Annotated in this window: 18 protein-coding genes; 4 read left to right on the top strand and 14 right to left on the bottom strand. The window is 61.0% G+C overall.

What is annotated here, in order from left to right:
- Window positions 1-34: 34 nt before the first annotated feature.
- Window positions 35-1564, top strand: a complete 1530-nt coding sequence (locus tag HU722_RS16035; RefSeq protein WP_065890918.1) for an MFS transporter — start codon at window positions 35-37, stop codon at window positions 1562-1564.
- The gene (locus HU722_RS16030; RefSeq protein WP_065872943.1) at window positions 1555-2238 is read left to right on the top strand and encodes an HAD hydrolase-like protein; all 684 of its coding nucleotides are present in this window, start codon (window positions 1555-1557) and stop codon (window positions 2236-2238) included. The genes HU722_RS16035 and HU722_RS16030 overlap by 10 nt, the downstream gene beginning before the upstream one ends.
- A 47-nt stretch (window positions 2239-2285) precedes the next feature.
- Here the strand turns inward: HU722_RS16030 and HU722_RS29030 are convergent, their stop codons facing one another.
- The 3 genes from HU722_RS29030 to HU722_RS16015 all read right to left on the bottom strand — a co-directional run bounded on the left by HU722_RS29030 (window position 2286) and on the right by HU722_RS16015 (window position 6786).
- The gene (locus HU722_RS29030; protein WP_065872944.1) at window positions 2286-3782 is read right to left on the bottom strand and encodes a methyl-accepting chemotaxis protein; all 1497 of its coding nucleotides are present in this window, start codon (window positions 3780-3782) and stop codon (window positions 2286-2288) included.
- A gap of 164 nt (window positions 3783-3946) precedes the next feature.
- Entirely contained in the window at window positions 3947-6106 is a 2160-nt protein-coding gene (locus HU722_RS16020; protein WP_065872945.1) for a TonB-dependent siderophore receptor, read from the bottom strand.
- Between the two features lie 185 nt (window positions 6107-6291).
- Window positions 6292-6786 carry an Lrp/AsnC family transcriptional regulator gene (locus tag HU722_RS16015; RefSeq protein ID WP_065872946.1) on the bottom strand — a complete coding sequence of 165 codons (495 nt, stop codon included), beginning with the start codon at window positions 6784-6786 and terminating at the stop codon, window positions 6292-6294.
- Between the two features lie 117 nt (window positions 6787-6903).
- On the opposite strand from HU722_RS16015, the gene HU722_RS16010 reads away from it, so the two are divergent.
- Together HU722_RS16010 and HU722_RS16005 are read left to right on the top strand one after the other, a co-directional pair.
- Entirely contained in the window at window positions 6904-7938 is a 1035-nt protein-coding gene (locus HU722_RS16010; protein WP_065890919.1) for a histone deacetylase family protein, read from the top strand.
- Window positions 7939-7995: 57 nt separating this feature from the next.
- Window positions 7996-9423 (top strand): amino acid permease, encoded by a 1428-nt coding sequence (locus HU722_RS16005; protein WP_049713116.1) that lies wholly within the window; start codon window positions 7996-7998, stop codon window positions 9421-9423.
- On the opposite strand, the gene HU722_RS16000 is transcribed toward HU722_RS16005, so the two are convergent.
- The 11 genes from HU722_RS16000 to treZ all read right to left on the bottom strand — a co-directional run bounded on the left by HU722_RS16000 (window position 9401) and on the right by treZ (window position 23732).
- The gene (locus HU722_RS16000; protein WP_065880592.1) at window positions 9401-10435 is read right to left on the bottom strand and encodes an alpha/beta fold hydrolase; all 1035 of its coding nucleotides are present in this window, start codon (window positions 10433-10435) and stop codon (window positions 9401-9403) included. The two genes, HU722_RS16005 and HU722_RS16000, sit on opposite strands and share 23 nt — an antisense overlap.
- A gap of 193 nt (window positions 10436-10628) precedes the next feature.
- Window positions 10629-11390, bottom strand: a complete 762-nt coding sequence (locus HU722_RS15995; RefSeq protein WP_065872949.1) for a PIG-L deacetylase family protein — start codon at window positions 11388-11390, stop codon at window positions 10629-10631.
- A 179-nt stretch (window positions 11391-11569) separates the two neighbouring features.
- The gene (locus HU722_RS15990; protein WP_065872950.1) at window positions 11570-12229 is read right to left on the bottom strand and encodes a glycosyltransferase family 2 protein; all 660 of its coding nucleotides are present in this window, start codon (window positions 12227-12229) and stop codon (window positions 11570-11572) included.
- Window positions 12226-12825, bottom strand: a complete 600-nt coding sequence (locus HU722_RS15985) for an SAM-dependent methyltransferase (protein ID WP_065872951.1) — start codon at window positions 12823-12825, stop codon at window positions 12226-12228. Before HU722_RS15985 ends, HU722_RS15990 begins: the two co-directional genes overlap by 4 nt.
- Window positions 12822-13580, bottom strand: coding sequence for a PIG-L deacetylase family protein (locus tag HU722_RS15980; protein WP_065872952.1), 759 nt, complete (start codon window positions 13578-13580; stop codon window positions 12822-12824). The genes HU722_RS15985 and HU722_RS15980 overlap by 4 nt, the downstream gene beginning before the upstream one ends.
- Window positions 13577-14575: an acyl-CoA dehydrogenase family protein gene (locus HU722_RS15975; RefSeq protein ID WP_065890920.1), complete on the bottom strand. Its 999-nt coding sequence runs from the start codon at window positions 14573-14575 to the stop codon at window positions 13577-13579. Before HU722_RS15975 ends, HU722_RS15980 begins: the two co-directional genes overlap by 4 nt.
- Window position 14576: 1 nt before the next feature.
- On the bottom strand, window positions 14577-16736 hold the full coding sequence (glgX, locus tag HU722_RS15970) for a glycogen debranching protein GlgX (protein ID WP_065880589.1): 2160 nt from the start codon (window positions 16734-16736) through the stop codon (window positions 14577-14579).
- A gap of 119 nt (window positions 16737-16855) precedes the next feature.
- Window positions 16856-17128 carry a DUF2934 domain-containing protein gene (locus HU722_RS15965; protein WP_065872955.1) on the bottom strand — a complete coding sequence of 91 codons (273 nt, stop codon included), beginning with the start codon at window positions 17126-17128 and terminating at the stop codon, window positions 16856-16858.
- Between the two features lie 24 nt (window positions 17129-17152).
- On the bottom strand, window positions 17153-19903 hold the full coding sequence (locus HU722_RS15960; protein WP_065890922.1) for a malto-oligosyltrehalose synthase: 2751 nt from the start codon (window positions 19901-19903) through the stop codon (window positions 17153-17155).
- Window positions 19900-21984: a 4-alpha-glucanotransferase gene (malQ, locus tag HU722_RS15955; RefSeq protein ID WP_065890923.1), complete on the bottom strand. Its 2085-nt coding sequence runs from the start codon at window positions 21982-21984 to the stop codon at window positions 19900-19902. The genes HU722_RS15960 and malQ overlap by 4 nt, the downstream gene beginning before the upstream one ends.
- On the bottom strand, window positions 21981-23732 hold the full coding sequence (gene treZ, locus HU722_RS15950) for a malto-oligosyltrehalose trehalohydrolase (RefSeq protein ID WP_186754188.1): 1752 nt from the start codon (window positions 23730-23732) through the stop codon (window positions 21981-21983). The genes malQ and treZ overlap by 4 nt, the downstream gene beginning before the upstream one ends.
- Between the last annotated feature and the right edge of the window lie 11 nt (window positions 23733-23743).

Below are 23743 nucleotides of genomic sequence, written 5' to 3'. Positions count from 1 at the left end.
GACTGCTGCCGTTATTAAAAGAGACTGTCATTCCATGAGAAAAGAAGCCGCCATACTGGCTGTCGCGTCGGCGGGCTGTGCCATGACCGTTCTAGATACGAACGTCGTGGGCATCGTTTTGCCAACCATTGCCAAGGATCTTCAGGCATCGTTTGCAGAGGTCGAGTGGGTCATAAGCACCTATGTGCTCTGCTTCGCTGCCCTCTTGCTTCCAGCAGGCTCCATCGCTGACCGTTACGGCCGACGACGCGTCTTTTTGTTCGGAATAGCGCTCTTTGCAGCCTCTTCTCTGGCCTGTGGTTTGGCGCCTTCAGCGCCAGGCCTTTATCTGGCGCGAGCGGTACAGGGCGTCGGATCTGCTTTCCTGCTTGCTCCTGCCCTAGCCATCATCGGACACACTTTTCACGATGAAAAAGCGCGCAGCCACGCATGGGCGATATGGGGCGGCATCATGGGACTCACAATGGTTGTCTCGCCGCTCATTGGTGGGGTGATCAGCAGTTCACTGGGATGGCGCTGGGCTTTCTATATCAACATTCCAGTCTGCCTATTGCTGGCGGCAGCGGTCGTGACGCTGGTGGATGAATCTCGTGACCCCGTTCCGAGAACGTTGGACATCCCGGGAATTGCGCTGTTCGCGCTAGGGATGTTCAGTGCCACATGGGCGCTCATCGCCGGTCCCAGTCATGGATGGTCGAGTCTCCCTGTCCTCGTGAGCATGATCGGGGGCCTGCTGTTTTTCGCAGTCTTTGTCTGGGTCGAAAAGCGTCGTACTCACCCAATGCTTGATCTCGAATTGTTTACAGCCAGACCCTTCGTTGGCGCCGTACTCGCGATGCTGGCCTATGCCTCGTCTGCTCAAGTCATGGCATCGCTGTTACCGCTCTTTCTACAAAATGGCCGTGGCAACGGCGTACTCCAAGCGGGTATCGCCATGCTTCCATTTGCCATTGCGATGCTGATTTTTCCACAAGTAGGCAGGCGGCTTTCACCTTACCTTGAAAGCGCGGGCATCCTGGCACTGGGCCTCTTAATCGTTGCACTTGGTAACCTGATTCTGATGTTTGCCGCCGTTCAGCAGGGAGAACTGTTGCTGATTTGCGGCATGGCAATCCTGGGAACAGGCGGTGGATTGCTGAATGGCGAAACCCAGAAGGCCATCATGGGCACAGTGTCTCGGAGTCGCGCCGGAATGGCATCCGGCATCAGCACTACCTCCAGATTCACCGGCATATTGCTGGGTTTCGCCGGACTGGGAGCGGTACTCGCCAGTGGCGTGAAATCGGCGGTAGAAAGCAGGCTGATAGACGCGGGAGTGTCTGCTAAACCCGGATTTTCCGAGTACGTCATGGCAGGCGACTTCGAGCGTGCTATCGCACTGTATCCCCACGACTTAACCGAAACGCTGAAGGGGCTCGCTCAGCAGAGTTACAGCCAGGGATTCGCGGGCGCCTTTGTGATTGCCGCTCTGTTCTCGCTGCTCGCATCCGCTGGGGTGTATGTGCTGATGCGTAGCAAAAAAGCCATAGCCCTGCAAAACGTGAGTAAAAATACATGTCGATAAATGACCTGGAAGTTGCACACCCGATTGAGACCGGCGCAATCATTTTTGACCTTGACGGTACTCTTGTCGACTCTGCGGGCGACATGACCGCGCAACTGAACACCATTCTGATCGAGCGGAATCTTGAGCCAATTCTGGTCGCAACCACTTCATTATTCCTCGGTGACGGAATGCGTTCTTTTGCCAAGCGGGCGTTCTGCTTGCGGGGAGTGGATGATTTGGAAGAAGCGATCGATACCTTCACCTCGCGCTACGAACATACTGACCACCGGATGACAAAACCCTATGAAGGGGTAATTGAAACCCTCAGCGCGTTGCGAGACGCGGGATGGAAACTATCGGTTTGTACGAATAAAAACGAAATGATCGCCATCGATATTCTCAAGCAAACCGACCTGTTGAGATTTATGGATGTGGTTTGTGGTGGGGATACCGTGGCCTTCAAGAAGCCTGACCCTAGACACCTAAGTGCAGTGGTAGCGCGGGCCGATTATGAAAAGCTTCCCAAGATCATGATCGGAGACAACTGGAACGATTTTGAAGCCGCCCGTGCGTACGGAATTCCGTTTGCTTTTGCCAGTTGGGGCTACGGAACTCTGCCCGACGATTGCAACGCCGCTAACCTCACAAAATTCAGTGACATTCTCGACATCGTTGGCTTGCCTGTGCATTGAACATCGTATGCTAAAAGCAGTGTCCTTTGCAGGCAGCGCAGGCCTCATCACTGATGAAACCGCCTCCCCAACGCATCCAACCTCACCGCAATCGGCGGTAACCGTTCACTGCTCCTCGCCAACATCTCCACATCATCCGCTGTGCTCTGCGCAATGCTTTGCACCGACTGCAACCGCCCGACAATCTCCAGGTTCGCCGACGTCTGTTCGCGGGTGGTGGTCACGATCCGCCCATTCAGGTCGTCGATGTGCGCGATGTCATTGCCTACCGCGCGCAGCATATCGACCGCCACCTGGCTGTCTTCCACGCAACGTTCGACGCCCTGGCGGCTGTCGTGCATGGCTTCTACGGCTTGGCGGCTGCCGTGTTGCAGGCTTTCGATGATGGTTTTGATTTCTTGGGTGGACACCGCCGTGCGCTGCGCCAGGCTGCGGACTTCGTCGGCGACCACCGCGAAGCCACGGCCTTGCTCGCCGGCGCGGGCGGCTTCGATGGCGGCGTTGAGGGCGAGAAGGTTGGTTTGGTTGGCGATGCTGCTGATGACTTCCAGTACGGTGCCGATGTGTTCGGCTTGTGTGGCCAGGCCTTGCACAGTCTCGTGCGTGCCGTTGAGGCGTGAGGCCAATTGGGTGATTTCCTGCTGGGCGCGGCTCACGCTTTCCTGGCCGCGCAGGACTTGTTGACTGGCTTTGCCTGCGTGATCCACGGCATGTTCGACGTGTACGGCGATGTGGCCCATGGCGTCTTCCATGCGCTGCATCGAGCCGGTCATCTGGGTGATTTCTGCCAACTGATGCCGCGCGCCTTTTTCCAGGGTGCCGCTGGCGTCTGCCAGTTCCTGGCCGAGTTGGCCGAGGCCGTGGGAGTCACGGGCGACGCCGTCGATCAGGTGGGTGATCTGTTGCAGGAAGTGGTCGAAACGCTTGGCCAGGGAAACGCGCATTGTGCCTTTGTCAGCGCTGTCGGCCTCAACGGTGAGCTGAGAAGTGACCGCGAGCATTTTCTCGAGCATTTCCTGACTCTCGACTGCTTCGGCCTGGCTGTGCACGGCCAGGTAGAGCAGGGCAACGGTTTCCATCACCACGTAGAAGGCGTGAACGAACACCATGGTCCAGCCGCCGTGGTGTTCCATCACGAATACCGGGAAACCTTGATGTTGCAGCGCATGGAATACCACGTGGTGCACGGCAATTGTCGCCGCTGCGATCAGGATCGGCAGCCAGTCGCGATAAAACGTCAGGACCGCCAGCAGCGCGAAGATCCCGAAGTGCGCTTCGATCACCCCCTGCGCCTGGTTGATGTGCAATGCCGCCATCACCATCAGGCCCGCGCCTAATGCGCAGCGCATCACGCGGGTTCCGCCAAGGGCTCGATAAAGCGCAGTGAGCACCACGCCGGTGCCGCCGCCCACGATCACGGCCTGCATCAATGTGTCGTGCCAGAACGCCAGGCCCAGCGAAAACAAAAACATCAGCCAGATCAACGCCAGCATGATGCGGTCGGCTTTACGGTAGTGCTCGAAAAAACGCGCGGGGGTGGGCATTCACACTGACTCCATGGGGTCTGGTCGAAACAAAGCGGGGGCAGGGTGGAGCAAGTTGGGTGTTTTATTTTTATTGGATTGAGTGTTGCCAAAGGTATATCGGCATCAAGAGAAGGGACTTGAGGAACGGCTACCCGGTCGGCTAGCCGTTTATCAAGGTGCGGTCAGAAGCTGTATTTGGCCGTGACGCCAAAGCTGCGTGGGTTGCCGTAGGTGTCGGTGGAACCCCAGATCGGGCTGGTGGCGATTGCCGAGTAGTAGGTGCGGTCAAAGATGTTGTTCACGTTCAACTGCAGGTCCAGATGCTTGTTTACCTGGTACCCGGCCATAACGTCTGCAACTGCATAGCTGCCTTGTTCCAGGCGATAGGTATTGCTGTTGGCGAGCACCACATCGTTGTACATGCGGCTTTGCCAGTAAACGTTGCCACCGATGCGCAGTTTTTCCAGCGGGCCCTGGAAGCGATAGGAGGTGGTGAGTTTGAACAGGCGCTCTGGGGTGTCGGTGTCGAAACGCTGGTTGTTATTGGCAGGCTTGGTGTCCTTGACGTAATGCGCACGGGTGTAGGTAAAGCCACCGCCGACTTGCCAGTTCTCAGTGAGGGAACCTTGCAGCTCCAGATCTATACCCTGGCTGCGAACCAGTCCGGACGCTTCGTAGCAAGCGGTGATCGGGCATCCCACCTGGCTGTCAGGCAATGTCGCGCGGTTTTTCTGGTCGATCTGGAATACTGCCAGGCTGGCGTTGAGCGCACCGTTGAAGTACTCGCCCTTGATGCCGACTTCGTAGTTTTCACCGACGATAGGTTCCAAGGGTTTGTCCGAAAAATCCCGACTTGTCTGCGGCGTGAAGATATCGGTATAGCTGGCGTAGACCGAATGGTGCTCGTCAAGGTCGTAGATCACCCCGGCGTAGCGTGTGAGGTTGCGGGTGACTTTGTAGTCGCCATCGCCCTGGCGGTCATCGTAGTCATACCAGTCCACACGGGCGCCCAGGATGACCTTGAGCGGGTCTGCCAGGTTCAGGCGGGTTGTCAAGTAAACACCATCCTGGGTGGTGATGCTGTGGCCTTTGCCGTCGCGTACGAAGTTCGGCTTTGCGCCATTGAGTGGGTAGTTGGTGTCGTAGGGGCTGAACTCCTTGGAAGTGGCGTCATAGATGCGTTTGCTGGTGCCCACCACCACTTCATGGGTACGACCGAAGGCTTCGACCGGGCCGCTGAAGAAGGTGTCCAGCCCGTATTGCTTGTCATCCTGGTTCGATTGGTAGGCGGTGCGCGCCAGGGTGGTTTGATAGCGCGACTGGTAGGTACCGGTGAATACACCGTCCAACTGTGATGAGGAGCCGGCGATGTGGAGTTTCCAATCGTTGGCGAAGCGATGCTCGATATCACCAAATACCGTGTCGATGGTCAGTTTCTTGTTTTCCCAGTCCGAGCCGGGGTTGGTGGAGCGAGGCAGGTTCAGGTGGTGGCCGTCAGTGCCGATCGGCAAGCCGCCCCAGAAGTGGTTGGTCTGATCTTCCTGGCGCGAGAAGCCCAGGGTCGCCGTGGTGTTTTCGCTGAGGTCGGCTTCGCCGATGGCATAGAACAGTCCGTGATCGCTTTCTTCACCCTTGCGGAAACTGTTGGCGTCCCGGTATGAACCCACCACGCGACCGCGCAGGGTGCCGCTGTCATTCAAGGCGCTGGAAGCGTCGAATTCGCCGCGATAATCATCCCAACTGCCGGCAGCACCGGTGATCGAAACCTGCGGCGTGGCAGTGGGACGCTTGCGCACAAAGTTGATCGCAGCCGAAGGGTTGCCCGCGCCGGTGACCAGTCCGGTAGCGCCACGAATCACTTCCACCCGGTCGAACATCGCTAAGTTGGGCTGCACGCTGTTGGCGTAGCCAGAATACGAACTGGGGATGCCGTCGAACATCATGTTGTCGATGTCGAACCCGCGTGATTTATAGGTATGCCGACCGGGGCCGCTGGATTGGCTGAGGAACAGGCCGGGCGTGTTCTTGACCACGTCATTGACGCTGGTCATGGCCTGGTCGTCCATGCGTTGGCGGGTGATCACCGTGACGGCCTGCGGGGTCTCACGCATGGTCAATGGCAGCTTGGTCGCCGTTTTCATCGCGCCGGTGGTATAGGACTGCGTGCCTTCGGTGGTTTCGCCAAGCTGCTGCTCCCCGGAGATTTGCGTGGCACCCAGCTCAAGCGTGGTTGCTGGCGTTTCAGTGTCCGCGGCAAAGGCCGCTTGGGCGCTTGCAAGACAGACAGCCAACGCCATTAAACTGGGTGAAAAACCTTTGCCGCCGTGTTGTTGCACAGGCATGGAACTGAACCTCCCCGAATGCCGTCCGTGGCGAATAATAAAGATGTTGATAATTATTCGCATCAGTTTGGCAGATTGAGTCGGGAGGAAAAAGCCTTCAGGGATAATTAGTTAACGAATTTTTCACATGTGGCGGATGGGGCGTTTAGCCATCAATCTCCAAACGCACTCCCAGGTAGGGCCGCTCAGTCGCGCTTGGGAATGGCCACCCGGCTTGTCGCCTTCACCTCTCGCAACGCCAGGCTGGACTGGATCGAAGCAATCCCCAGTTGGCGCCTTAGCACGCTCTCGACAAACTCGCTGTAGCTGTCCAGATCTTCCGCCAGCACTTGCAACAGGTAATCCGCATCCCCCGTGATTTTGTGGCACGACAATACCTGCGGCAGCTCTTTCACCACCGCCTCGAAAGCGTCAGGCGCATGGTCGGTATGGATGGCGAAACGCACATGCACAAAGGCCATGATGTCCAGCCCGAGCATCTTGCGATCGAGGTTGGCCTGGTAGTCCTTGATCACGCCTTCTTCTTCCAGGCGTTTGCGTCGGCGCCAGCAGGGCGTGAGGCTCAGGGATAAACGCTCGCTGAGTTGAGCGTTGGAAATACTGGCGTCTTCCTGCAGCAGGGCGAGGATGGCGAGATCAGTGTCATCAAGAGCGACCTGTTTGGTTTTATTTTTCACAATTGTGAGCTCATAGGGTAAATATTCCCGATAAAGCTAACAGTGTCGTAAGTAAAAGCAAAGAAAGCCCGGCGTTGCCAGAACAAAATAGACCCTGTCTTTTACTGGCGGATGACCCACATGCTGACTGTTTTTAGCGAAGCCCACCGTTTGCACCATGGCACCGAACTGAAGGATGGCGTGCTCAAACCCTCGTTCGAACAACCGAGCCGCGCCGACACCGTGCGTGACCGCGTCAGGCAGGTTGGCTTGGGCGATATCATCGTACCGCGGCGCTTTGACCGGGCCTGTTATGTCAACGCCCACAGCGAGCGCTACGTGGCATTCCTCGAAACTGCCTGGGCCGAATGGACCGCCATCGGCCGCAGCCATGACGCACTGCCCCTGGTGTGGCCGGTCCGGGACTTGGCCAACCAACAAGTGCCGGATTTCATCGATGGCAAGTTGGGTTTCTTCGCCATGGACGCCGGCTCGCCGATTACCCGCACTACGTGGGAGGCGGTAAAAACCAGCGCCGATATCGCCTTGACCGGCCTGGCACTGTTGGATGAAGGCCATTACAGCGCCTTCGCCCTGTGCCGCCCACCGGGCCATCACGCGGCGCGTGAATACATGGGCGGCTATTGCTACCTCAACAACGCCGCGATTGCCGCGCAGCAAGCCATCACCCAAGGCGCCAAGCGCGTGGCGGTGCTGGATGTGGATTTTCACCACGGCAACGGCACGCAGAACATTTTCTACGACCGTCCGGACGTGATGTTCATTTCCCTGCATGGCGACCCGGCGGTGTCCTATCCGTATTTCTCCGGTGCCAGCAGTGAGCGCGGCGCAGGTGCGGGGGAGGGCTTCAACCTGAATTACCCGTTGCCCAAAAACACCACGTGGGACCACTACCGAACCGCCCTTGTCGACGCCTGCCAACAACTGCGCCGTTTTGCACCCGAGGTGCTGGTTATCTCCCTTGGTGTCGACACCTTCAAGGATGACCCCATCAGCCACTTCCTCCTCGACAGCCAGGACTTCCTCGGCATGGGCGAAATCATCGCCAGCGTTGGCGTGCCCACGCTGTTCGTGATGGAAGGCGGCTACATGGTCGATGAAATCGGCATCAATGCCGTCAACGTGCTGCACGGTTTCGAAAGCAAAACCCAATAACAACAACCGTCGACTTTTCTTCTGCCAAAACTCAAAAACATAACAAGAGGTTTTGTGATGAAAACAACCACGCCCGGGCTTTATGAAAAGCCTGCGTTGCAACGTACCCTGAGCAACCGCCATATCCAGTTGATGGCCATGGGCGGTGCGATCGGCACTGGCCTGTTCATGGGCTCCGGCAAGATCATTGCGCTGTCCGGCACCTCGATCATCCTGATCTACATGATCATTGGGCTGTTCGTGTATTTCGTGATGCGCGCCATGGGCGAGCTGCTGCTGTCCAACCTCAACTTCAAGAGCTTCGCCGACTTTGCCGGGGCGTACCTGGGGCCGCGCGCGGCGTTCTTTCTCGGCTGGTCGTACTGGTTGAGCTGGAGCGTAGCGGTGGTGGGGGATGCTGTGGTGGTCGGCGGCTTCTTCCAGTACTGGTTTCCGGATGTGCCGGCGTGGATGCCAGCGGTGGGTATGTTGCTCACGCTGTTCGCGCTGAACGTGCTGACGGTCAAGCTGTTTGGCGAAGTGGAGTTCTGGTTCGCGATCATCAAAATCATCGCCGTGGTGACCTTGATTGGCGTGAGTGTGGTGCTGATCGCCAGCTCGTTTGTCTCGCCCACCGGCGTCACAGCTTCGCTGACCCATTTGCTGGACAAACAGGCAGCGTTTCCCAATGGCCTTTTCGGCTTTTTTGCCGGCTTCCAGATGGCGATTTTTTCTTTCGCCGGCACCGAACTGATTGGCACGGCCGCCGCCGAAACCCGCTCGCCAGAGCGCACGTTGCCCAAGGCGATCAACTCGATCCCGCTGCGCATCATCCTGTTCTACGTGCTGGCGCTGGCGTGCATCATCGCGGTGACCTCGTGGCAGCAAGTCTCGCCGAGCAAAAGCCCGTTTGTTGAGTTGTTCCTGGTCGCAGGTTTTCCGGCCGCTGCGGGCATTGTGAATTTCGTGGTACTCACCTCGGCGGCGTCATCGGCCAACAGTGGCGTATTTTCGGCCAGCCGCATGCTGTTCGGGTTGGCCGACCTGGGGGATGCCCCGGGCATTTTTGGGCGGTTGTCGAACAGCAGCGTGCCGTTTATCAGCCTGGCGTTTACCACCCTGCTGATGCTATTGGGGCTGGTATTGCTGTTTGTGGTACCCGAGGTGATGACCGCCTTCACCATTGTGTCCACGGTGTCAGCGATCCTGGTGATTTTCACGTGGTCGACCATCCTCGCGTCCTACATCGCCTACCGTAAAAAACGCCCGGACCTGCACGCGAAATCCATCTACAAGATGCCTGGTGGTGTGCCGATGGCCTGGTTTTCCCTGGCGTTTCTCGCGTTTGTACTCGGCCTGTTGGCGCTGCGGCCGGATACACGCTTGGCGCTGTACGTGATGCCGGCCTGGTTTATCTGGCTGGGGATCGCTTACCAGTTTTCGCGCTTCAAGGGTGCCCATTGGATGAAGGCGACACACTCGGTCACAGGTGATCCGCATCAATGACGGCCTTGGCAAACGCCTCGGGCGCTTCCTGCGGCAGGTTGTGGCCAACGCCACCATTGATCAGGCGAAACGCATACTTGCCGGTAAAGCGCTTGGCGTAGTCGCCGGGGGCCGGGTGCGGCGCGCCGTTGGCGTCACCTTCGAGGGTGATGGTCGGCACGCCAATCGATGGCGCCTGGGCGAGTTTCTGCTCCAGCGGTTCGTATTGGGGTTCGCCCTGGACCAGGCCCAGGCGCCAGCGGTAGTTGAACACGGTGATCGCCACGTGATCCGGGTTCTCCAGGCCTTTGGCGCTGCGCTCGAACGTGGCGTCATCGAACGTCCAGTGCGGTGAGGCCAGCTGCCAGATCAGTTTGGCGAAGTCGTGTGTGTTTTTCTGGTAGCCATCCGCGCCGCGTTCGGTGGCAAAGTAAAACTGGTACCACCATTGCAGCTCGGCTTTAGGCGGCAAAGGGGTTTTGCCCGCCGCCTGGTTGCCGATCAGGTAACCGCTGACCGACACCAGCGCTTTGACCCGCTCAGGCCACAGCGCGGAAACGATGTCTGCCGAGCGGGCGCCCCAGTCATAACCGCCGAGCACGGCTTGCTTGATCTTCAGCGCGTCCATGAAGTCGATCACATCACTGGCCAGTGCGGCCGGTTGGCCGTTACGCAGGGTTTTATCCGAGAGAAAACGCGTGTCGCCATAACCGCGGGCGTAAGGGATCAGCACGCGATAACCCTTGGCCGCCAGCAACGGCGCCACCTGGGCGTAGCTGTCAATGTCGTAGGGCCAGCCGTGTAGCAGGATCACCACTGGGCCGGTCGCCGGGCCGACTTCGGCATAGGCCACGTCCAGCAGGCCGGCGTTGACGTGCTTGAGGGCCCCTAAGGCCGTCTGAGTGCTGGCGACGGCCCGAATAGGCGCCTCGGGCATTTCCGCGTGAGCCATGCCCAGGACGCCGAACGGCAACAGGGCAAAGGTCAGGAAAAGAGGGTGGCGTTTGGAGCGGCGATTCAACTGAGCGTGCATGGCGAGCCTCCTGCGGCTTGATGTGTGCCGGGTGCTCAGTGAAACGCCGGGCTGTATCTGGCCTGTTTCAGGAAACCCGCCGGGTTAAAGCCGGTGTATCGCCATGGGCTCTGTACACACTGCGATACAAGCCTGCAATCCGACCCTCACACTCAACAAGCATCAAACACAACAGGAATGGCCAGGTGAGGTTTTACGACAGCACGATCTCATAAGGCTCGCGCATACGCTCCAGCAGCACCTGGGCCAGCATGGGCGCCAGGCCGATTTCCGGGTCGCCGGCCAACTGGCTGGCATAGGCGTGGACGGCATGGAGTTTGCGCGCCACGCTCCAGCTGTCCAGACGCACTTTGCGCGCCCGTTGCCAGGGGATGATCGCCCCCTCTCGGGCGGGCCAGTGCCAGGCCCAGATCGGCAATTCATGCAGCTGCGCTCCGACCAGGCTGCACGCCTTGGCGCTGGCACGGCCGACTGCGTCATGGTCGGCATTGCCGTCATTGCGCCAGGTGCTGAACACCGCGTCGCCAGGCTGCAGGTAACGCGCGATGAACTGGCTCAGTTGTACTTCCCGGGCGGCGAGGGCGGTATCGCAGAACCCGCCACGTATCCACTTCAGGCTGTGCAACGGCATGCCCAGGCGGCGCAGGGCTTCGACGCTTTCCTGCGGGCGCACCACGCTCAAGCGGCTCGCCGGCCATATGTTGGACCCCGGGTGGCTGGCACTGCCGTCGGTGATGGAGATCAGTTGCAGCGGGTGTTCCAGGGTACTGAGCAACTGCAGCAAGCCGCCACAGGCCAGCACTTCGTCGCCGGGATGCGGGGCGATGATGACCACGCGCGCGCCAGCGGGTACCAGTGAGGACGCGGTGATCGGAAGGATTTGCGCCAGCTGCGGGGCGCTGTTCCAGATTTGCGCCGTACCGCAACGGCCGTCGCTTAAGGAAGCAAGCTTCATGGGGTGTTACATCCTTGTCGATTGATGCTGTTGGTCGTGCCCCGTGGGCGGGACGACTCTCTTATACCCACCACAGGCTCCGCCGCAGTGGCTGCATGGCACTCCAACCGTGGAATACCAGCAAGGCGTCCTCAGCATAGACAAGGATTGGTCGTTTTTACATTCAGCAACGTCGTTTTTTAAGTGGCGTGCATCAAACTCTTCAAATAATCGCCAAACCCGCCTTGTGCGCGGGCGTCCAGGCGCGCACTGGTGATCACTTGCGGCGTATGGCTCCAGGCGATGGAGGCGCCGCACCGCTCAAGGTTGCGCACCAACTGGACATCTTCATGGCACGCCAGCGGTTCGAAACCGCCGGCGCGGACATAAGCGCCAGCGCTCACGCCCAGGTTGGCACCGTGGATGTGCCGATGACCGTCACGGGCCTCATAACCTTGCAGATAACGAATTTGTGCAGCGGGGTCGAAATCTTCGCTCCAGGCGTCCACCGTGACAGTGCCGCACACCGCATCCACCCCCAGCGCCAGCTGCGCCACCAGCCAGTCCGGGGCAACCCGGCTGTCGGCGTCCGTGCAGGAGATCCAGCGCGCGCCCTGATTGAGCAGGTGGCGCGCGCCAACGCCGCGCACATGCCCCACATTGCGCGCCTGGACTTCGAGGTACTGCACCGGGTAGGCCTGGGCAATGGCGGCACTGCCATCGCTGCAACTGTCGAGCACGACCAGGATAGTGACTGCTTCGCCCATCAATCCGGGGTGGCCAGCCGCGATCAGCGCCGCTTCAAGGCAGTCGCCCAGCAACGCCTCTTCGTTATGTACCGGGATCAGAATGCCGATCATCGCAAGCCCTCAAGGGTGGCGACCGAGGTGCCATCGCGGCTCCATAGATCAAGAAGAAAGTCGTGTTCGTGATGGCTTGCGATCCGCGGCATGTCCAGGCGCTGCTGGAGCAGCGCGTGCACCTGCTCGGCAGTCTGCGGGCAACCTTCGATAGGCGGGCGCCAGTGGCAGGCCAGCACTTGGCCGTCGTCGGTAAGCGAGGCGCGGGCGCGATCGATCAACTCACTCAGGTCATCTGCGTCAAGGTAGTAGCACAGCTCGCTCAATACGATCAGCTCGAACTGGCCGGTGGGCCACTGTTCGGGCAAGCGACTCTGTCGCACTTGTGCATGCGGGAAACCCAACAGGCGGCTACTCGCCAGCGCCACGGCGGCGGCGGCGGTGTCGCAACACAGCAGGCGGTCACAACGTGGCGCCAGCTCGAAGCTCAGCTCGCCATTTGCGCAACCGGGCTCGAACACCGAGGCGTAGCGCGGCCGCGTGAGTATCGCCAGGGTCAGTGCGCGTTTGCGTCGCTCGTACCAGCGTTGGCGAAACGCCCAGGGGTCGTCGTTCTCGGCGAACAACTGGTCGAAGTAAGGCGTGGCCACACTCATACGAACACCACTTCAAAAGGCTGCAACAAGCGCTCCACCACATAGGGCGCGAGCACCGGCGCGAGGCCGACCTGCGGGTCGCCTTCCAACTGGCTGGCGAAGGCATGGATGGCGTGGCGCTTGCGGGCGATGGCTTCGCAGCTCAGCGGGATCTTGCGCGCGCGATGCCAGGGCACCAGGCTGTTTTCGGGGGTTGCCCAGTGCCAGGTCCACACAGGCACCTCATACAGGGTTGCGCCCACGGCCTCGGATGCCTTGGCGCTGGCACGGCCAACGGCCTCATGGTCGCAATGGCCGTCTTCGCGCCAAGTGGTGAACACGACGTCGTTGGGTTTGAGGTAGCGCTGGATAAACGCAGCGAGTTCGTCCTCGCGGGCCGCGACCTTGCTGTCGCTAAAACCCGCGCGCAGCCATTTCAAGCTGTGGGCAGGCAGGCCCAGACGATGCAGGGCCTGTGCTGACTCCTGGGGGCGCACCACGCTCAAGCGCTCAACTGGCCAACGTTGCGAACCGGGATGACTGGCGCTGCCATCGGTGACTGAAATCAACTGGATCGGCCGGCCCAGCGCCGCCAAACCCTGCATCAGCCCGCCGCAACCCAGCACTTCGTCATCCGGATGCGGCGCAATGATCACCGCACGATGGCCTTCCGGCACCAACTGCTCGACGCTGATCTGTGGCAACTCGGCCATTTTCGGCGACGCCTGCCAGTGCTGCAGCGGCGTACCCTGTCCAACAATCGGATTGGCTTTCATAGCTGCCACCTGCCTGTGGTGGCGCCGGCGGCCAGTTCGCCAAGACCGGCCAAGTCGCGCTCGGCATGGCTTTGGCGCACATACACCGGCAGGTCCGCCATCAACTGGGCGAAGTGCGGGTCCTTGCAATAGGGGCCCGCACCGACCGCGCGACCAACGTGGCGAATCACTTGCTCAACCGTGTCTTCGATGCAGGCGCGCGTCTGTTGGGCCAACGCCCTGGCGTCAGCCTGCGGTTCGCGGTCGACGTGTTCGGCACTGGCGCGCAGCACGCAGGCGGCACTGTTCAATGCACTGTCGACGGCGCCTAGGTGGGCGAGGGCATGCGGTTCCGGGCGTTTATTGCATTGTTCACGCAGGACTTCCGCCAGGCGTTGCACCGCGCCGTACCAGCAGGCCGCAATGCCAATCCCGCCTTGCCAGAAACCAGGACGGGCGAGGTAATCACCGGGGCCGCCCACGGCAAGCCCCCAGGCCCCATCAAACACGACTTCCACGCTGCCGGTGGCCGCCATGCCCACGGCATTCCAGCCCTCGTCAGTCACAGTGATGCCGGGTTGGTCCATGTGCACCGCCACCAACTGCTGGCGATCCTCTTCGTCCCAGGCCGTCAACAACCCGTGGCTGACCACCGCGGCGCCGGAGCACCAGGCCTTACGCCCTTGCACGATCAGGCGATGGTCCTCTTTGCGCACATGCACCTTGGCCGTGGGTGGTTCGGCCGCCCACATACCCCACGTACTGCCCAAGGGCGGCAAGGGGCTGTCGAGCTCGGCGATAATTGCCAGGGCATCGGTATGGCCTTCAAACAGCTTGCACAGGCGCAGGTCGTGACCTGCCACCTGCGCCAAGCGGCTGAACCGTTCCAACGTCTGGCCGCTGCCGGGCAACGGCAGTTGGTCCAGGCCTTCTTCCTGAAGCGCCTTCAGGGCGGCGCCCAGGGCTTGCGTGTTCGCATAGCCCCGGTTGCCTTGAAGGAATCCATGCAACGCCATCTCACACCTCGTCTTCGTGCTGCAGCTCAAACAGTAGCAGCGAGCGGCCGGTCACCGCGTATTCATGTTCAAAGTCGAAACGTTCCTGGCCACGCACCGCAGGCTCGTTGGTGTCGAGCATGCAGGTCCAGAACTCACCCTCGGGCACTGGCGGCAGGCGGAAATTGACCATGTCGTGGTGGGCGTTCACCACCAGCAGCAAGGTCGCATCGGCGCCGGCACGGCGAATCCCGGTTTCCTGGGCGCGGCCATCCATCAACATGCCCAGGCAGCGACCGTGGCTGTCTTCCCACTGCTCGGTGCTCATCTCGGTGCCATCTGGCGATAGCCACGTTACGTCCTTCACGCCGATATCTTCGTTGTAATCGCCGACCAGGAAGCGCCCGCGACGCAGGATCGGGTAGGCCAAGCGTAGCTTGATCAGGCGTTTTACAAACTTGAGCAGCGCCTTGCCGTCGTCGTCCAAATCCCAGTTGACCCAGCCGATCTCGCTGTCCTGGCAGTAGGCATTATTGTTGCCGTGCTGGGTGCGGGCAAATTCGTCCCCGGCCACGAGCATCGGCGTGCCTTGGGACAACAGCAGCGTTGCGAAGAAGTTACGCATCTGGCGCAGGCGCAGTGCGTTGATCTCGGGATCTTCGGTCGGGCCTTCGACGCCATGGTTCCACGACAGGTTGTTGTTGCTGCCGTCCTGGTTGTTCTCGTCGTTGGCTTCGTTGTGTTTGTCGTTGTACGACACCAGGTCGTGCAAGGTGAAACCATCGTGCGCGGTGATGAAATTCACCGAGCTGTAAGGGCGACGGCCGCGATGATTGAACATCTCGCCCGACGCGGTCATGCGTGCGGCGAAATCCGCCAACTGGCCGTCATCACCTTTCCAGAACGCGCGCACGGTGTCGCGGAAGCGGTCATTCCATTCCACCCAGCCCGGCGGGAAATTGCCCACTTGGTAGCCACCAGGGCCGCAGTCCCAAGGTTCGGCGATCATTTTCAGCTGGCGCAGCACCGGGTCCTGGCGGCAGGCCACGAGGAAGCTGTGGCGCTCGTCGAAACCGTCGCGATAGCGCCCGAGGATGGTCGCCAGGTCGAAGCGGAAACCGTCGACGTGCATCTCTGTCGCCCAGTAGCGCAGCGAGTCAGTGACCATCTGCAGCACGCACGGGTGGCTCAGGTCCAGGGTATTACCGGTGCCGGAATCATTGATGTAGAAACGTTTGTCATCCGGCATCAGGCGGTAGTACGAGGCGTTGTCGATGCCACGCATGGACAGGGTCGGGCCGCGTTCGTTGCCTTCGGCGGTGTGGTTGTAGACCACATCGAGGATCACCTCGAGCTTCTGTTCATGCAGGTGCGCGACCATCTCCTTGAACTCGGCGATCTTGCCGCTGGCCAGGTAGCGCGGGTCCGGGGCGAAAAACGCAATGCTGTTGTAGCCCCAGTAGTTGGTCATGCCCTTTTCCAGCAGATGCTGGTCGTTGACAAATGCGTGTACCGGCAGCAATTCGACAGAGGAAATGCCCAACTGGCGGATGTGCTTGAGTACATCATCTTCCATAAGACCGGCGCAGGTGCCGCGCACGGATTCGCCCACGGAAGGGTGGCGCATGCTGATGCCGCGCAAGTGGGTTTCATAAATGATCGTACGGTCCCACGGCACACGCACCGGCTGGTCGTTGCCCCAGGTGTGTGCCGGGTCGATGACCTTGCACTTGGGCACGAAGGGCGCGCTGTCGCGTTCGTCGAAGCTGAGGTCGTCGTCGGGGTGGCCGATGGTGTAGCCGAACAGCGCCTCCGACCATTTGAGTTCGCCCACAAGCTGTTTGGCATAGGGGTCGATCAGCAATTTGTTGTGGTTGAAGCGGTGGCCGTTGGCCGGGTCGTATGCACCGTAGACACGGTAGCCGTAAATCAGCCCGGGGTGGGCGTCGGGCAGGTAACCGTGGAAGATTTCGTCGGTGTATTCCGGCAGTTCAATACGCTCAAGCTCCACCTCACCGGTGTCATCGAACAGGCACAGCTCAACCTTGGTGGCATTTGCCGAGAACAGTGCAAAGTTGACGCCCAGACCGTCCCAGGTCGCGCCAAGTGGGAAGGGCAAACCTTCACGAATCCGCGACGGTTCGCTGTCCGGCGTCGGTGAGGTTTTATCGGGTTTGCTCATTGTGTTGCTCCTGCAAGGGTCTTTTTTCAGGCCGAACGCGGCCCTGCTGACGAGATTTCAGCTGACAATTTGGAATAAGAAATCACCTCTTGCCGACGGCGCCGGCAAGAGGTGTGAGGTCAAGGCTTGGGCTTCTTCGGCGCCGGCGGCTTTTTAGCGGCCGCTGGTGCTGGCTTGCTGGCCGCTGGTGCTGGCGGCTTGGCTTTTGGCGACGGTTTAGGCGCGCTTGCCTTGGGCTTGGCCCCCGCCTTTGGCTTGCTTGGCGTCAACGCTTCGGCTTCCGCCAGCTTGCGCGCCATTTCCCAGTGCCGCGCATCTTCACCGTGGGGTTTGCCTTCGGACTCCCAGATCTGATGCGCCAGCTCGCGTATGCGTTTGTCTTCAGTACTCATCACAATGCTCCTCGCAGAAAATTTTCAGCTTTCTTGATCATCAGGATTGATAAAGACATTGACCGGGAAATCCCCCAGGGCAGTGCTAACCAACAGCTCCTTGTCTGGTGTGACTGCGCCTGTATGAAAAAGTCCCTTCCAGTTTTGGGTTGTCGCGGCGAACGGTAATTTCACCCGCGTATCGCCCCAAACCTGCGCATTGATCTGGGGATGCACACCGTTTTCAAGCAAGCGATGGGGCCAGCGTGGCACCACCACCAGCAGGCGTTTGCCCTGGTGTTCACGACAGAACGCGACCACGCGTTCAGCGTGCTTGCCAACCACGTCCAGCGGTGTGTAGGTGCCGCTGCGGAACAGCTCGGGATGGGCCTTGCGCACGGCCAGCACCTGAGCAATCAGCGCCTGTTTGATACGCCCGTCGCGCCAGTTGAACAGCAGTTCGCCAATGTCCGGTGGTGTATCCAATGCGTGTTGCCGTGCATTGAAATCCACCGGGCGGCGGTTGTCCGGGTCCACCAGGCTGAAGTCCCAGAACTCATCGCCCTGGTACAGGTCCGGCACACCCGGCACAGTGATGCGAAGCAAGGATTGCGCCAGGCCATTCAACGCGCCGGCTGGGGCAATCGCCTGGGCGGCGTTACCGATAGCGGTGCGCAATGGGTGGCCTTCGTCGCTGAGCAACAGCCGCGACAGGAATGCCTCGACGCCTTGTTCATAGGCCTCGTTGGGCGCGCTCCAGCTGCTCTGCAACTTGGCTTCGCGCAGGGCTTTTTGTTGCCACTGCCACAGGCGCTGCTGGTAACCCTCGAAGTCGGCGGCCAGGTCCAGCGGCCAAGTGCCCAGCAGTGCCTGGTAGAGGATCAATTCATCGCCGGCTGACGGCGTGTTTGCATCGGTACGCAACGGGGCGGCGAGGGTGCGCCAGTGCTCCACTTGCTCGACGTACCACGGCGCGCACTCGCTGATCACCGCCAGGCGCGCGCGCGTGTCTTCGCCGCGCTTGTGGTCGTGGGTGGCGGTGGCCAGCAGGTTGTCGGGGAAGCTCTGCAAGCGTTGCCCGTTGACCGCATGAAAATCGGCCAACGGCGCGCTGAACTGCTCAGTGCTGAAGCCCACGTCATTGCGCGATAGCAATACCGCCGAACGATAGAACGCCGTGTCTTCCACGGCCTTGGCGGCCGCGGGCGACGTCAGTTGCTGGAAGCGCACGCAGGCATGCTTGAGGATCTTGCGTTCACGGCCCACAGGCCGATTGCGCCATGGCTGGCCGCCCAGCCATTTCTCCAGGTGCTCGAGTACTGGCCAGTCGCCTTCACCCAGGGTCGTGCGAGCGCCCTCCATGGCTTGCTGGAATACCTTATCGTCGGCGGCGCTACGCCCACGGGCACTGATGTAGGTGCGGTACACCGGGAAGTGCACGATCAGTTCCTGCAAGGCACGGCGGATCGCGCCCAGGGTCAGGTCGCGGGTCATCACATCGTCGCGGGCCACTTGCAGCAGCGCGCGCGCCACGCTTTCAAAGTCGCCGCCGAGTGAACCGTTGAGGATTTGCTGGCGCGCCAGTCGGGCTTCCTCAATGAAGGTCGAAGGCCGTTCGCTGTGGCGCGTCCACAAGTCGGCCAACGGCTCAAAGCCGTCCGGGTGATGTTGCAGCAGCGAGAGCTGGTTCATGAATTCGTAGCCGGTGGTGCCGTCCACCTGCCAGTCTTCACGCAGGGTTTCGCCTTCTCCGAGGATTTTTTCCACAAAGATCGGCAGATGCCGCTCTGGCGACAGCGAATCGACGCGGCGGCGCAGCTTGCGGCAGTAACCGCGTGGGTCGGCCAGGCCGTCGATATGGTCGATGCGCAGGCCATCTACCAGGCCTTCGCTGATCAGTTCGAAGATTTTGCCGTGGGTGGCTTCGAACACCGCAGTGCGTTCTACGCGCAGGCCGCCGAGTTCGTTGACATCGAAGAAACGACGCCAGTTGATATCGTCCGCAGCGGTGCGCCAGCTGGCCAGGCGGTAGGCCTGTTGTTCGAGCAACTGATGCAGGCGGTTGAAGCCCTCGGGTTGGCGCCCGTCGAACTCGGCCAGCCGTTGTTCAATGGCCGGCAACACCTCGGTGGCACGTTCGGCCAAGGCCTGCTTCAGCCACTGCGCCTCATGGTAGGCGTCGTCTTGGTAGGCAAGGGCGGAAAAGCGCTCCGCCAAGGGCTTGAGCAGTTCACCGGTGCCCAGGATCGCTGCGTATTCCTTTGGGCAGATCGGGAAGCGGTGTTCGTAATGCTCGACGTAGAACGCGCCGTGGGGGGCGTCGAACTTCAAGGTCAGGGCGCCGGTCTGCAGGGCTTCGCCATAATCGCTGCCTAGGAATGGCATCAGCAATTGGCCCTTGAGCAACGGGTCGGGCGAATGCCACTGAATATCGAAGAACTCGCTGTAGGGGCTCAGGCGACCCCACTCCAGCAGGTCCAGCCACCAAGGGTTATCCGCGCCGCCCACCGCCATGTGGTTGGAGACGATATCGAGGATCAGCCCCATATTGTGCTCACGCAGCGCCGCGACCAAGCGGCGCAAGGCCGCTTCGCCGCCCAGTTCCGGGTTGACGCTGGTGGGGTCGACCACGTCGTAGCCATGCATGGACCCGGCGCGGGCGCTGAGCAGTGGCGAGGCATACAGATGACTGATGCCCAATTGGGCGAAATACGGCACCAGGGGCACCGCATCATCGAGGGTAAAACCTTTATGGAATTGCAGGCGCTGGGTGGCGCGCAGGGGCAGTGCTTTCATCGGTCACGCTCATAGGCTTGGTTGCGCGCGACGGCCAATAGTTCGAGGCGGCGGGCGGCTCCGGCATTGTCGAGCAGGCTGGAGGCCTCACCCGGCAGGCGGCGGCGCCAGTTGGGGTGGGTGTCGGTGGTGCCGGGCAGGTTGGGCTGTTCTTCGACGCCCAGCGCGTCCTCCAGCGGCAGCAAAACCAGCGGCGCGCGGGTGTGGCCGAGGTAGCGCACGCTGGCGTCGATCATATGGTCGGTTTCATTGCGAATTTCTTCGACGAAATTCTGCGGGTCCTGGCTCAAGGCCTGGCGCAGTGCCTGGCGTTCGCGCAGGCGGTGTTCGCTCCATTGCTCCACAGTCGGCGCATCGATCAGGCCGAGCTGGATATTCCAGTCGATATCACGGCTGTGCCACCAACCGTTGAGCGTAGGCAAGTCGTGGGTGCTGGTGGTGGCCAGCGCGTTGTCGGGCCAGTCGAGGATCGGCCTGAACTGGCCTTCGTGGTTTTGCTCGAACAGCAACACGCGCATGCCCAGGATCGAGCGGGCGATGAGTTTTTCGCGCAGGCCATCCGGCACCGTGCCGAGGTCTTCACCGAGCACAATCGCCTGGTGGCGGTGGGATTCCAACGCCAGCAGGCGCAACAGGTCGTCCACCGGGTAATACAGGTAGGCGCCGTCCCTGGGCGAGGCGTCCATGGGGATCACCCACAGGCGTTGCAGGCCCATCACATGGTCGATACGCAAGCCGCCAGCGTGGGCGAAGTTGGCACGCAGCATTTCGATGAAGGCGCGAAAACCATGGCGCTTGAGGCCTTCAGGCGAGAACGCGGATATGCCCCAGCCCTGGCCGGCACGGTTGAGGATGTCGGGCGGCGCGCCGACGGTCAGGTTGGCGAGCAACTCATCCTGGCGGCTCCAGGCCTGGCTGCCGCCGCCGTCGGCGCCCACGGCCAGGTCGGCGATCAAACCGACGCCCATGCCGCTGCCTCGGGCGGCCTGCTGTGCGCGCTCAAGGCAACGGGCGATCAGCCATTGGCTGAAGGCGAAGTAGCCGATTTCATCGCGGTTTTCTTCGGCGAACTGCGCCAGGGCCGGACTCTGGGGCGTGCGCCAATCCTCCGGCCAGTGGCGCCAGTCAAGGTCTTCACCCTTCGCGGCACGTGCGGCTTGCACGGCTTCGAAGCGGCAGTGGTTTTCCAGCGCCTCGCCACCGGCCTGGCGGAAACTCAGGAAATCGGCGTGTTGTGGGTGGTGGCCGTGACGGAAGTCTTCATACAGTGCACGCAATAGTCGTTGCTTGGCCTTGGCGGCCGTGGGCCAGTCGATCAGGGTGTGCTGCTCCAGATCGTGCAATTCATCTGTCAGGCCGATGGCCTCGATGGCGTTGCGCACTTCGCGCTCACCCAGGATGCAGCCAGGCGAAGCGTACAAGCCGTTGAGGAACAAGCGACTCGATGGCGAGTAGGGGCTGTAGCGCCCGGTGTCGGCGCTGAACATCGCGTGCATCGGGCTGATCGCCAGGGCGTCGGCGCCGCGTTCGGCGGCCGAGCGGGCCAGGTGCTCCAGGGCCAGGGTGTCGCCAACGCCGCCATCACCCAGGCGGCGCAAGGAATACAGTTGCGCGCTGACGCCCCAGGCGCGGGCGGGTTGTGTGTCGACGGCTTCAGCCACGCTGTAGCAATGGGTGGGGGCGACGGCCAGGGTGAACGTCTGGCCGGCGATCTGCACGTGGTGGTAGCCGAGGGCAATGATGCCCGGCAGCACTGCGTTGCCATCAAGCCGCAGTTCCAGGGTTTCGCCGTCTTCAAGGCTGACCCGGCACGCGGTGTCAGGTTCAAAGTAGCGCGCCAGGTCCAGCCCTTCGCCGCTGTCGATGGTCATCAAGGGTGGCAGGTGTTTGTCTTGTTGCACCTGCTCCAGTTCGTACAGGCTGGCGTCGATCTCGGCATCGCTGTCGGCCGGGTGGCCCAGGCCTTTGAGAACGGCGCGCAGGGCGTCGGCTTTCACTCGTTGCGGGCGACCGTTTGCGTCGATCCAATCGACGGCCAGGCCCGCTCGGCTGGCGAGGATTTCCAGGTTCGCTTCGCTCAAGGGTGCTCTCCAACAGGGGATAAGGTGACGCGTGCGCTGTACGGCGGCAAGTGTGTGCCGGCGTTGGCAGGCGTTTCGAACAGGACGGGGGCCGTCGCCGGATGATCCAGGGCCGTGGCGCTCAGGTTGAGGTCGATCTGCAGCCGGCTGCCGTTACCCAGGCGCCAACGGGCAGTGACGGCGCCCTCGGCCAACACCTCGGCGCCCAGTGCCACGCTGCCCGGTAAGTGCGGCACGATGTGACGCTGGCGCAGGCTCAGCAGTTGGCGGTAGAGATGGGCGTGTGAGTTATCGGTAAACGACGGTGCCGATTGTAGAAAGGTAGACGCGGCGTTGGGATCGGGAATGCGTTCACGTCGTTCCGGGTCCTTGAACGCGGCGAAGTCAGCAAACTCACTGCGCCGCCCTTCACGCACCGCTTCGGCCAACTCGCCGTGATGGTCGGTGAAGAACAGGAATGGCTCGCTGGCATTCACCTCGTCACCCATGAACATCAGCGGAATCATCGGCGACAGCAACAGCAGGGTGGTCGCGGCCTCCAACGCCTGGGGCGAGCAGAGTAGGTGCAAGCGTTCGCCCAGAGCGCGGTTGCCGATCTGGTCGTGGTTCTGCAAAAACGCTACAAACGCGGTCGGTGGCAGATGCCCACTGGGTTCACCGCGCTCATGGCCATGCCGAGTGGTGTGGCCTTGGTAGATAAAACCTTCGCTCAGGCAACGGGCCAATTTAGCCGTAGGGTCGTGGGCAAAGTCGCTGTAATAGGCATCTGTCTCGCCCGTCAGCAAGACGTGCATGACGTTGTGGAAGTCATCGTTCCATTGCGCGTCGAAATCACGCTCGTACTCGAGAAGGCCGGCCTGATTCAGTTCGTTTTCCAGGGTCAGCCAGACGTGCCGACCCGTGTCCACTTGTTCGCGAACCCGGTGGGCCAACTCTTTGAGAAACTCCGGATTGTCGATGGCATGCACCGCGTCCAGGCGCAGCCCGTCGAAGCGGTATTCGAGCAGCCACATCAAGGCGTTATCCAGGAAGAAGTCGCGCACTTCACGGCGATCGAAGTCGATACCCGCGCCCCATGGGGTGTGCACGTCTTCCTGGAAGAAACCCTTGGCGTATTGCCCCAGGTAGTTGCCGTCGGGCCCGAAGTGGTTGTAGACCACGTCAAGGATCACCGCCAGGCCATGCTCGTGGGCGCTGTCGATCAGGTGCTTGAGCTGTTCGGGGGTGCCATAGGAAGCTTGGGGCGCGTAGGGCAGGACCCCGTCGTAGCCCCAGTTGCGTTCGCCGGGAAATTGCGCCAAAGGCATTAATTCAATCGCGGTGATACCCAGCTCAGCCAGGCGTGGCAGGTGTTTCTCGACGTCTGCGTAACCGCCCAGTGCACCGACATGCAGTTCGTAGATCACTGCTTCGTGCCAGGGGCGGCCTTGCCAATTGCTGTGTCGCCACTGATAGGCGAGCGGGTCGACTACCAGGCTCCACCCATGTACGTCCGAGGCTTGAGCCCTGGACGCCGGGTCGGGTACATCCATTTCTCCGTCAATGTTGTAGCGGTAGCGCGTGCCCGCAGGGCACTTGATTTCTGTTTCGAACCAGCCATCTGCCTGAGGCAGCATGGCGACGGACTTGCCATCTTCCAATTCAACGCTGACATAAAACGCGTCTGGCGCCCACAAGGCAAAACGCGTGTGTTGCGCGTCCAGCATGATTGCGCCGTGGGGCCAGGTTTCCAGAGTCCGTAACGGCATCTATAGAGACC

The organism is Pseudomonas tritici (assembly GCF_014268275.3).
In the GTDB taxonomy this organism is placed as follows: Bacteria; Pseudomonadota; Gammaproteobacteria; order Pseudomonadales; family Pseudomonadaceae; genus Aquipseudomonas; species Aquipseudomonas tritici.
This window is presented reverse-complemented; position numbering and strand designations above follow the sequence as displayed.

What these genes read in the sequence shown, in the direction of transcription:
- HU722_RS15995 (WP_065872949.1), bottom strand. Translation starts at nt 11,390, where the DNA reads ATGAAGCTTGCTTCCTTAAGCGACGGCCGTTGCGGTACGGCGCAAATC.
- HU722_RS15960 (WP_065890922.1), bottom strand. Translation starts at nt 19,903, where the DNA reads ATGAAAGCACTGCCCCTGCGCGCCACCCAGCGCCTGCAATTCCATAAA.
- HU722_RS29030 (WP_065872944.1), bottom strand. Translation starts at nt 3,782, where the DNA reads ATGCCCACCCCCGCGCGTTTTTTCGAGCACTACCGTAAAGCCGACCGC.
- treZ (WP_186754188.1), bottom strand. Translation starts at nt 23,732, where the DNA reads ATGCCGTTACGGACTCTGGAAACCTGGCCCCACGGCGCAATCATGCTG.
- HU722_RS15985 (WP_065872951.1), bottom strand. Translation starts at nt 12,825, where the DNA reads ATGAGTGTGGCCACGCCTTACTTCGACCAGTTGTTCGCCGAGAACGAC.
- HU722_RS15975 (WP_065890920.1), bottom strand. Translation starts at nt 14,575, where the DNA reads ATGGCGTTGCATGGATTCCTTCAAGGCAACCGGGGCTATGCGAACACG.
- HU722_RS16005 (WP_049713116.1), top strand. Translation starts at nt 7,996, where the DNA reads ATGAAAACAACCACGCCCGGGCTTTATGAAAAGCCTGCGTTGCAACGT.
- HU722_RS15990 (WP_065872950.1), bottom strand. Translation starts at nt 12,229, where the DNA reads ATGATCGGCATTCTGATCCCGGTACATAACGAAGAGGCGTTGCTGGGC.
- HU722_RS16000 (WP_065880592.1), bottom strand. Translation starts at nt 10,435, where the DNA reads ATGCACGCTCAGTTGAATCGCCGCTCCAAACGCCACCCTCTTTTCCTG.
- glgX (WP_065880589.1), bottom strand. Translation starts at nt 16,736, where the DNA reads ATGAGCAAACCCGATAAAACCTCACCGACGCCGGACAGCGAACCGTCG.
- HU722_RS16020 (WP_065872945.1), bottom strand. Translation starts at nt 6,106, where the DNA reads ATGCCTGTGCAACAACACGGCGGCAAAGGTTTTTCACCCAGTTTAATG.
- HU722_RS16010 (WP_065890919.1), top strand. Translation starts at nt 6,904, where the DNA reads ATGCTGACTGTTTTTAGCGAAGCCCACCGTTTGCACCATGGCACCGAA.
- HU722_RS16035 (WP_065890918.1), top strand. Translation starts at nt 35, where the DNA reads ATGAGAAAAGAAGCCGCCATACTGGCTGTCGCGTCGGCGGGCTGTGCC.
- HU722_RS15980 (WP_065872952.1), bottom strand. Translation starts at nt 13,580, where the DNA reads ATGAAAGCCAATCCGATTGTTGGACAGGGTACGCCGCTGCAGCACTGG.
- HU722_RS15965 (WP_065872955.1), bottom strand. Translation starts at nt 17,128, where the DNA reads ATGAGTACTGAAGACAAACGCATACGCGAGCTGGCGCATCAGATCTGG.
- HU722_RS16030 (WP_065872943.1), top strand. Translation starts at nt 1,555, where the DNA reads ATGTCGATAAATGACCTGGAAGTTGCACACCCGATTGAGACCGGCGCA.